9 protein-coding genes are annotated in these 8131 nt (G+C 68.5%); all 9 read left to right on the top strand.

Annotation, left to right across the window (positions count from 1 at the left end; genetic code table 11):
* Positions 1-141: 141 nt before the first annotated feature.
* The 9 genes from ACFUPX_RS43670 to ACFUPX_RS43630 all read left to right on the top strand — a co-directional run bounded on the left by ACFUPX_RS43670 (position 142) and on the right by ACFUPX_RS43630 (position 8072).
* Entirely contained in the window at positions 142-786 is a 645-nt protein-coding gene (locus tag ACFUPX_RS43670; protein WP_383335247.1) for an HAD family hydrolase, read from the top strand.
* A 146-nt stretch (positions 787-932) separates the two neighbouring features.
* Positions 933-1661 (top strand): VC0807 family protein, encoded by a 729-nt coding sequence (locus tag ACFUPX_RS43665; RefSeq protein WP_383335245.1) that lies wholly within the window; start codon positions 933-935, stop codon positions 1659-1661.
* A gap of 70 nt (positions 1662-1731) precedes the next feature.
* Positions 1732-2964, top strand: coding sequence for an MFS transporter (locus ACFUPX_RS43660; protein ID WP_383335243.1), 1233 nt, complete (start codon positions 1732-1734; stop codon positions 2962-2964).
* Positions 2915-4090, top strand: a complete 1176-nt coding sequence (locus ACFUPX_RS43655; RefSeq protein ID WP_383335241.1) for an acetoin utilization protein AcuC — start codon at positions 2915-2917, stop codon at positions 4088-4090. Before ACFUPX_RS43660 ends, ACFUPX_RS43655 begins: the two co-directional genes overlap by 50 nt.
* Before the next feature lie 120 nt (positions 4091-4210).
* Positions 4211-5026, top strand: a complete 816-nt coding sequence (locus ACFUPX_RS43650; RefSeq protein WP_383335239.1) for a phosphatase — start codon at positions 4211-4213, stop codon at positions 5024-5026.
* 132 nt (positions 5027-5158) lie between these two features.
* Entirely contained in the window at positions 5159-5368 is a 210-nt protein-coding gene (locus ACFUPX_RS43645; RefSeq protein ID WP_157869005.1) for a helix-turn-helix domain-containing protein, read from the top strand.
* A 126-nt stretch (positions 5369-5494) separates the two neighbouring features.
* On the top strand, positions 5495-5593 hold the full coding sequence (locus ACFUPX_RS43640; protein WP_003948845.1) for a 30S ribosomal protein bS22: 99 nt from the start codon (positions 5495-5497) through the stop codon (positions 5591-5593).
* A 350-nt stretch (positions 5594-5943) separates the two neighbouring features.
* Positions 5944-6990: an NAD-dependent epimerase/dehydratase family protein gene (locus ACFUPX_RS43635; protein WP_383335237.1), complete on the top strand. Its 1047-nt coding sequence runs from the start codon at positions 5944-5946 to the stop codon at positions 6988-6990.
* A 14-nt stretch (positions 6991-7004) separates the two neighbouring features.
* Positions 7005-8072 (top strand): lysophospholipid acyltransferase family protein, encoded by a 1068-nt coding sequence (locus ACFUPX_RS43630; protein WP_383335235.1) that lies wholly within the window; start codon positions 7005-7007, stop codon positions 8070-8072.
* Positions 8073-8131: the final 59 nt, after the last annotated feature.

Here is an 8131-nt window from a genome sequence, read left to right as displayed (position 1 = left end):
GCAGGGGGGACCCTGTGGGAGAGTAGGACGCCGCCGAACTATTATTAACGGGAAACCCCCGCACCCTCTGGGTGCGGGGGTTTTCTGCGTTCAGGATCCTTTGGGCAGGGCCTTTTGGGCGGGGTCATTTAGGGTCGAGTCATGCGATACGACCTGGTCATCTTCGACAATGACGGCGTCCTGGTGGACAGCGAGCCGCTTTCCAACACCATCCTTGCCGGGTATCTGACCGAGCTCGGGCACCCCACCACGTATGAGGACTCCCTGCGTGACTACATGGGGGCCGCCGTCCATCGCGTACACGATCTTGTTCTTGAGCGCAGTGGGCAGCGGCTGCCCGAGCATTTCGATGTGACCTTCCACGCTCGTGTCTTCGAGGCGTTCGAGCGGGAGCTCGAACCCGTGGCGGGGGCCGTCGGCGTACTGGAGAAGCTGGTGGCCGATGGGGTGCCCTACTGCCTTGCCTCGTCCGGGAGCCATGAGCGGATTCGGGTCGGGCATCGGCGGACCGGGCTCGATCGGTGGTTCGACGACGAGCGGATCTTCAGCTCCGAGGACGTGGGGCGGGGGAAGCCGGCGCCGGATCTCTTCCTCTACGCAGCCGAGCGCATGGGAGTGGCGCCCGAGAAGTGTGTGGTGGTCGAGGACAGTCCGTTGGGGGTGCGGGCCGCTGTCGCGGCCGGGATGGATGTCTACGGGTTCACCGCCATGACGCCGGCGGAGCGGCTCTCGGGCGCCACTGAACTCTTCGGGGACATGGGGGAGTTGGCTGACCTGCTCGTATGACGTGGGCTGGAAGACCGGGCTGACATTTGTCACGTGGAGGTCCGGACGATCGTTTCTGTCGGCCGGGGGGTGGTCGCGGCGAAGCTGAGTGCATCGAGAACGAACGGGACGCACCCAGTGACAGTGACGACGGAGGACCGGACACCATGAGCCAGCTCGCCCCCACAGCCACAGCCGCCACAGCAGCCGCAGCCAGTGACGTAGAAGCCGCTCCCGCAGGATCCGCTGCCCGGCAGTCGCGGTGGGAGTCGCTGAAGCCGCTGGTCCTCGACGCGGCGGTGCCGACGGCCTCGTACTACCTGCTCAGCAAGGGCTTCGGGATGGGGACGCTGGCCGCGCTCGCCTGGAGCAGTGTGGTGCCCGCCGGGCGGACGCTGTGGAGCCTGGTCAAGGAGCGCCGGGTCAACGGGCTCGCGGCGCTCATCCTGACCGCCAACCTCGTCGGGCTGCTGCTCAGTCTCCTCGCCGGTGACCCGCGGCTGATGCTCGCGAAGGACAGCGGGATCACGGCGACGATCGGGATCGCCGTGCTGGTGTCCGTGGCCGCCGGGCGGCCGTTGATGACCGCCGGGCTCAAGCCCTGGGTGATCAAGGGGAACCCGGCGCGGACCGCGGTGTGGGAGCGGCTGATCGTCCAGCGCGGGCGGTTCGCGCGGCTGGAGCGGACGTTCTCGGTGATCTGGGGCGTGGCGCTGTTCGGTGAGGCCCTGGTACGGGTCGTGGGGGCCTACACGCTGCCCGTCGACACGATGGTGTGGCTCGGTGGTGCGATCGCGGCGGTCGCCATCACGGCGACGGTCCTGATGAGTGGTCGCCTGGTCGTCGGTCCGATGGAGGAAATCGTGGACGAGGAGGTCGCCGCGCTCGGGCGGTGACCGAAGCCGGGGGAATTGGGTGGGTGATCTATCTACCCACCGGTAGTCAGGGGTCCTACGCTCAGCAGCCATGACAGATGAGCTGCGGCGCGGTAGGGCCTCTTTGGCGTTCAGCTTCCTGGTGCAGGGCGCCACCTTCGCGTTGCTGGTGACGCGGATCCCCGCCATTCAGGATCAGTACGGGATATCCGACGGCCTCCTTCCGGCCTTCCTGGCCGCGGTGCCGATCCTCGCCGGGGTCGGGAGCGTGGCTACGGAGTGGCTGGTCAAGAGGGTGCCGCCCAGCCGTGTGCTGCGGTGGGCGCAGCCGGTGGTGCTTCTTGCGCTGCTGGGGGTCGGCGCGGGGGACACGCTGTGGCAAGTGGCGCTGGCGCTGGGGGCGTTCGGGCTCTCGGTGGGGGCGCTCGACGCTTCCATGAACATGCTCGGGGTGAGTCTGCAGCGGGCGTACGGGCGCAGCATCATGCTGGGGTTTCACGCGGTGTACAGCCTGGGCGGGATCGCGGGGGCGTCGATCGCGTGGGCGGGGGCGCACTGGGATCTGTCGCTCTTCGTGTCGTATCTGCCGGTGGTCGTGGTGCTGTTGCCCGCGGCGCTGGTGGGGAGTCGGTGGTACGTCGACGCGAAGGCCGGAGGCGTTGGGAGTGTTGCGGGCGACGCCGGTGAGGGTGAGGGGAAGGGCGGGCCGGTCGTCTTCAAGCTGCTCCTGCCGCTGTGCCTGGTGATGACGTTCGCGTACATCGGGGATTCGACCGTCTCCAACTGGAGCGCGAAGTATCTGCAGGACGTGCTGGGGAGTTCGGAGGAGGTCTCGACCGTCCCTTACAACGTCTACATGGTCATGACCTTGCTGGGGCGTGGGCTCGGGGACCTGGGCGTGCGGCGGTTCGGGGCGGTGGCCGTGGTGCGGGTGGGGTCGGTGGTGGCTGCCATCGGGTTCGCGGTCGTGGCGGTGGCGCCCGGGGCGTGGACCGGGATTCTGGGGTTCACGGTGCTGGGGCTCGGTCTCTGCGTGATCGTTCCGCAGACCTTCGCGGCGGCGGGGCGGCTCTTTCCCGGGGCCTCGGACGCCGCTGTCGCGCGGCTCAACGTCTTCAACTACGTGGGGTTCCTGATCGGTTCGCCGCTGGTGGGGGCGATCGGGGACGCCTGGAACTACCGCGGGGCGATGCTCGTTCCCATGGTGCTGGTGCTCATGACCTTGTTGTACGCCCGGTCTTTCGCCCCCGGAGCGGACCGATACGGTGACGGGCATGAGCGGGCGCGCACAGCTGATGTGGGACGAGGCGGTAACGGGGTATGACTTCGGTCCTGAGCACCCCATGGACCCGGTCAGGCTCGCGCTGACCAGAAGCCTGGTCGGTGCCTTCGGGCTCGACCGGGAGCTTGAGGTGGTCGCGGCCAAGCGTGCCGGTGATTCGACGCTGCGGCTCGTGCATCGCGAGGACTATGTGGACGCGGTCAAGGCCGCGTCCGTCGATCCCGCGTCGGCGGACGGCAACTATGGCCTGGGGACGCCGGACGATCCTGCCTTCGCCGGGATGCACGAGGTGTCGGCGCTGATCGCCGGGCAGTCGGTGGGGGCGGCCGAGGCGGTGTGGCGCGGTGAGGCGCTGCACGCGGTGAACTTCGCGGGTGGGCTGCATCATGCGATGCCGGGGTCCGCTTCGGGGTTCTGTATCTACAACGATGCATCGCTGGCGATCGCGCGGCTCCTTGAGCTGGGCGCCGAGCGGGTCGCGTACGTGGATGTGGACGTGCACCACGGGGACGGGGTGCAGGCGGCTTTCTGGGACGATCCACGGGTTCTGACGATTTCGATGCACGAGCATCCGCGGACGCTGTTCCCGCAGACGGGGTGGCCCGAGGAGACGGGTGCGGACTCCGTGGCGGAGGGGTCTGCCGTGAATGTGGCGCTGCCGGCCGGGACGGGGGACGCGGGGTGGGTGCGGGCGTTCCACGCTGTCGTGCCGGAGTTGTTGGCGGAGTTTCGGCCGCAGGTGCTCGTCACTCAGCATGGGGCTGACACGCACTTCGAGGATCCGCTGGCTCACCTTGCCGTTTCGCTCGATGCGCAGCGGGCCGTGCAGGTGGCCTGCCATGAGTTGGCGCATGAGTACGCCGAGGGGCGGTGGGTCGCTCTGGGCGGGGGTGGGTACGCCGTGGTGGATGTCGTCCCGCGGTCGTGGACGCATCTCACCGCTATTGCCGCGGGGCGGGAGATTTCGCCTTCGGCGGTGATTCCTGAGGCCTGGCGGCAGGAAGTCTTCGCGCGTACGCGGCAGTTGGCGCCTTCGCGGATGACCGATGGGCGGTGGCCCGTCTCCTGGGCGGAGTGGTCCCAGGGGTACGATCCCGCCGATCGGCTCGATCAGGCGGTGCTTGCTGCTCGCCGGGCGGCGTTTCCGTTGCGGGGACTGTTGGCCTAGGGGCCTCGCGGGCCGACCGGGTCGGAAGCCCCGGGCTGGATTGTCCAGCCATTAGCCCAACTGTGGGGGTTTTTCGGGGTTTTGGGCGCAGCGGGCGATTCCCTGCGGCACGCTCACAGCGTGTTGAGCACCGGAGCGTTGCGTGCGCATCTGTTGGCTGCCCGGCTTGCCGGGCCCGTGGCCACCACTCGGGAAGAGAGCCTGCGGAGCTATCGGCTCTTCGCTGCCCGGGATCCGCGGATACTGCTCGGGCTCGATCCCGAGTGGAGCTGGGAAACCGGTGACCTCCTGGGGCTCATGGCGGACAAGTGCGGGGTCTCCGCCGACCCGCGGCACACCTCGGGGGTCGACGTCATCGACCCGGAGCGGACGCTGGTCGCGCTCGACGCCTTCGCCGAGAGGCTCGCGGAGGCCGCGCGAAGGCGGCTTCCCGTGCTCCTCGGGACGGGGCATCCGCACCGGCTACTCGGCTTCTACGCCGCGCTGGCGGACGCTTTGTCGGCGGCCGGGTGCACCGTCCTCACCCCTGCGGAGGGCAACAGTGTCGACATAACGACCCGGTTCGGCCTACGCACGTACAACCTTGACTACGTACAGGGAGTCGCGCTGGTGCGGGAACCCGGCGCACGTCCGCCCGGGAGTGAGACCGGCGCACACACCCACTCCCCACTCCCGGTTCGGGCGGCTCTGGCGGCCGCCGCGGAGGCTGAGGGACCGCTTCCAGAGCTCGTCATCGGGGACCACGGATGGGTCTGCGGGGCAGGTCAGCTGGGGTTTGAGGCGATCGGTCTGGCGGATACGGATGATCCCGCGCTGTTCGTCGGAGAGGCCGAGGGGCAGGTGTCCGTCGTCGTTCCGCTTGATGACGCTGTGCGGTCTGATTACTACCGACCGCTTACTCGCTATGTACTCAATCGAGCGTGTCTGTCACAGTAGGCGGCCGATCGCTACTCCTCTTCCCCACTCGCATCATCCGCCCCTAGTCTGGGGAGTGAGCGCGCAGAGACGAAGAGTCACCGGAAGGGGAAGCCGGTGCCCGTCATGTGCGGAAGGTTCAGGTGGGGTGTCATGGCTGCAGACCAGAGGCCGCTGAACGAGGTTCAGTTCTTGACCGTGGCGGAAGTCGCCTCGGTGATGCGAGTGTCCAAGATGACCGTGTACCGCTTGGTGCACAGCGGTCATCTGCCCGCCATCCGGGTCGGAAGGTCCTTCCGGGTACCGGAGCAGGCGGTTCACGAGTACCTCCGCGAGTCCTATGTAGGGGTCGAGGCGGGCTGATCGGAGCCGGTCGATCCCCCTCGATTACGTCCCTCACCATGGGGCGGGTAGGCTAAGGCCGACGTAGGTCGTGTGGGCCCAGTCAGCTGCCCCGCACCCAGTGAAGAGAAGTGAGCGAGGGTAGTCGTGGGCTCTGTTATCAAGAAGCGGCGTAAGCGGATGGCCAAGAAGAAGCACCGCAAGCTGCTGAAGCGCACTCGCGTTCAGCGTCGCAACAAGAAGTAAGCGACAGCTGTACAGCGTGTCCCGAAGCCCTCCCGTCATCCGACGGGAGGGCTTCGGCGTTTTCCGGGTGCCGGCGGGGTACTCGTCGGGCGTCTTCCGGCCGGTTTTCGGGCCTCGCCGGACCGCCTGGGGGCTTGTTTCGAACGTACGCTCTGGGCAGGATGTGCGTCCCGATCCGGTGTACGTCCTGGTCTGGGCGTAGGGCCAGGTCCGTGCGGTTGGGTGGGAGATGTCGTCACTTCCTGCATCGGGCGGTCATCACAGCGCAACATCGACCCGCTAGCGTGTGCCAGGAGAGACATGATGGGGCGCGGCAGGACTTCGAGGGCTGGGGAAGGCAGGCGCTGATCTTGGGCAAGGTCGTGCTCGTGACCGGGGTGGCCCGTCAACTGGGCGGGCGGTTCGTCCGACGCGTCCTGCGGGACCCCGAGGTCGACCGGGTGGTCGCCGTGGACGCGGTTCCTCCCGGGCACCATCTCGGTGGCGCCGACTTCGTCCAGGCCGACATACGCCAGCCCGCGATCGCCAAGGTGCTCGCCGAGTTCTCCGTCGACACGGTCGTGCACATGGACGTCACGGGCACCGCGCTCGCCGGCGGCAACCGCGGCTCGCTCAAGGAAACGAACGTCATCGGCACCATGCAGCTGCTCGGTGCCTGCCAGAAGTCGCCCACGGTCAAGCGGCTCGTGGTGAAGTCGAGCACCAATGTGTACGGCTCCGCGCCGCGTGACCCCGCGGTCTTCACCGAGACGACGCCGCCGAAGTCGCTGCCGAGCGGTGGCTTCGCCAAGGACACCGTCGAGGTCGAGGGTTACGTACGCGGATTCGCGCGCCGCCGCCCGGACGTGGCGGTCTGCGTACTGCGCTTCGCGAACATCCTGGGACCGGCCGCGGACTCCCCGCTCGCCGAGTACTTCTCGCTGCCCGTCCTGCCGACCGTCTTCGGCTACGACCCGCGGCTGCAGTTCGTGCACGAGGACGACGCCATCGAGGTCCTGCGCCTGGGCTCACGCGATCCGGAGCGCGGGACGCTCAACAGCGGCACGTTCAACATCGCGGGTGACGGCCTGCTGCTGCTCTCGCAGTGCTCGCGGCGCCTGGGGCGTCCTACGCTGCCGGTGTTCATGCCCGCGGTCACCTGGGTCGGCCAGGCGCTGCGGACGCTGGGCATGACGGACTTCTCGCCGGAGCAGATCAGGCTGCTCACCCACGGCCGGGTCGTGGCCACCCGGCAGATGCGCGAGACACTGGGCTTCAAGCCCAAGTACACGACCGCGGAGACCTTCGCGGACTTCGTACGCAGTCGGGGTCCGGGACTTCTGCCGCCGCAGGCCGTCGCGGGGGCCATCGACCGGATCGCCACGCTGCCCTTCGCGGGCAACCAGAGCGCCAACTGAGGAGAGCGTCAACGATGGCGGACGCCAAGGTCATTCCGTTCGACGACGACCGGTCGCGCGCGGGTGCGCAGCGCCCGTCGCGGCGCAGGGGCGCGGCCCGGCGCAAGAACGATCCGGCAGCCGTGCGTGAGGTCACGGCCATGCCGGGCCAGCAGGACGGGGAGCCGCGGGTGGAGCGGGCTGAACCGGAGCCCGCGCCGCAGCGGGCTCCTGGGGCCGGGCCGGAGCCGCGGGGCGGTGGCGGGGGCCTGGAGCGGCGTATCGCGGGTGGTCTCGCGTTCCTGCGGCGCCGGCTCACGGGTGACTACGAGGTCGACGACTTCGGTTACGACGAGGAGCTCACCGACCAGGTCCTGATGTCCCTGGTGCGGCCGCTGTACGAGAAGTACTTCCGCGTCGAGGTGAAGGGCATCGAGAACATCCCGTCGGAGGGCGGGGCGCTGATCGTCTCGAACCACTCGGGGACGCTGCCGCTGGACGGCCTGATGATGCAGGTCGCCGTGCACGACAACCACCCCGAGGGGCGGCATCTGCGGCTGCTCGCGGCGGACCTCGTCTTCATGCTGCCGGTGGTCAACGAGCTGGCGCGCAAGGCGGGGCACACGCTGGCGTGCGCGGAGGATGCCGAGCGGCTGCTCGAGCGGGGTGAGCTGGTCGGGGTGATGCCGGAGGGCTTCAAGGGGATCGGGAAGCCGTTCAGCGACCGCTACAAGCTGCAGCGGTTCGGGCGGGGCGGGTTCGTCTCCACCGCGTTGCGGGCGGGGACGCCGATCGTGCCGTGCTCGATCGTGGGGGCGGAGGAGATCTACCCGATGATCGGCAACGCGAAGACGCTGGCGCGGGTGCTGGGCTTTCCCTACTTCCCGATCACGCCTACGTTCCCCTGGCTCGGGCCGCTGGGTGCGGTGCCGCTGCCGACGAAGTGGACGATCCAGTTCGGGGAGCCGATTCCCACGGACGGGTATCCGCCGGAGGCGGCCGAGGACCCGATGCTGATGTTCAACCTGACCGATCAGGTGCGGGAGCAGATTCAGCACACGTTGTACAAGCTCCTGGTGCAGCGGCGCTCGGTCTTCTTCTGAGGTGAGCACATGCTGAGGTGAGCACAGCCTTTTGGGCATGAGGGAGGGGCCGGATCCGC

It is taken from the genome of Streptomyces sp. NPDC057302 (assembly GCF_042667685.1).
Taxonomy (GTDB): Bacteria; Actinomycetota; Actinomycetes; order Streptomycetales; family Streptomycetaceae; genus Streptomyces.
The sequence above is the reverse complement of the archived record's forward strand: the minus strand, read 5'-3'. Positions and strand labels throughout refer to the sequence as shown.

Excerpts from the sequence above, each read along its gene's own strand:
- ACFUPX_RS43630 (WP_383335235.1), top strand. The coding sequence starts at position 7,005 with ATGGCGGACGCCAAGGTCATTCCGTTCGACGACGACCGGTCGCGCGCG.
- ACFUPX_RS43660 (WP_383335243.1), top strand. The coding sequence starts at position 1,732 with ATGACAGATGAGCTGCGGCGCGGTAGGGCCTCTTTGGCGTTCAGCTTC.
- ACFUPX_RS43645 (WP_157869005.1), top strand. The coding sequence starts at position 5,159 with ATGGCTGCAGACCAGAGGCCGCTGAACGAGGTTCAGTTCTTGACCGTG.
- ACFUPX_RS43665 (WP_383335245.1), top strand. The coding sequence starts at position 933 with ATGAGCCAGCTCGCCCCCACAGCCACAGCCGCCACAGCAGCCGCAGCC.
- ACFUPX_RS43670 (WP_383335247.1), top strand. The coding sequence starts at position 142 with ATGCGATACGACCTGGTCATCTTCGACAATGACGGCGTCCTGGTGGAC.
- ACFUPX_RS43655 (WP_383335241.1), top strand. The coding sequence starts at position 2,915 with ATGAGCGGGCGCGCACAGCTGATGTGGGACGAGGCGGTAACGGGGTAT.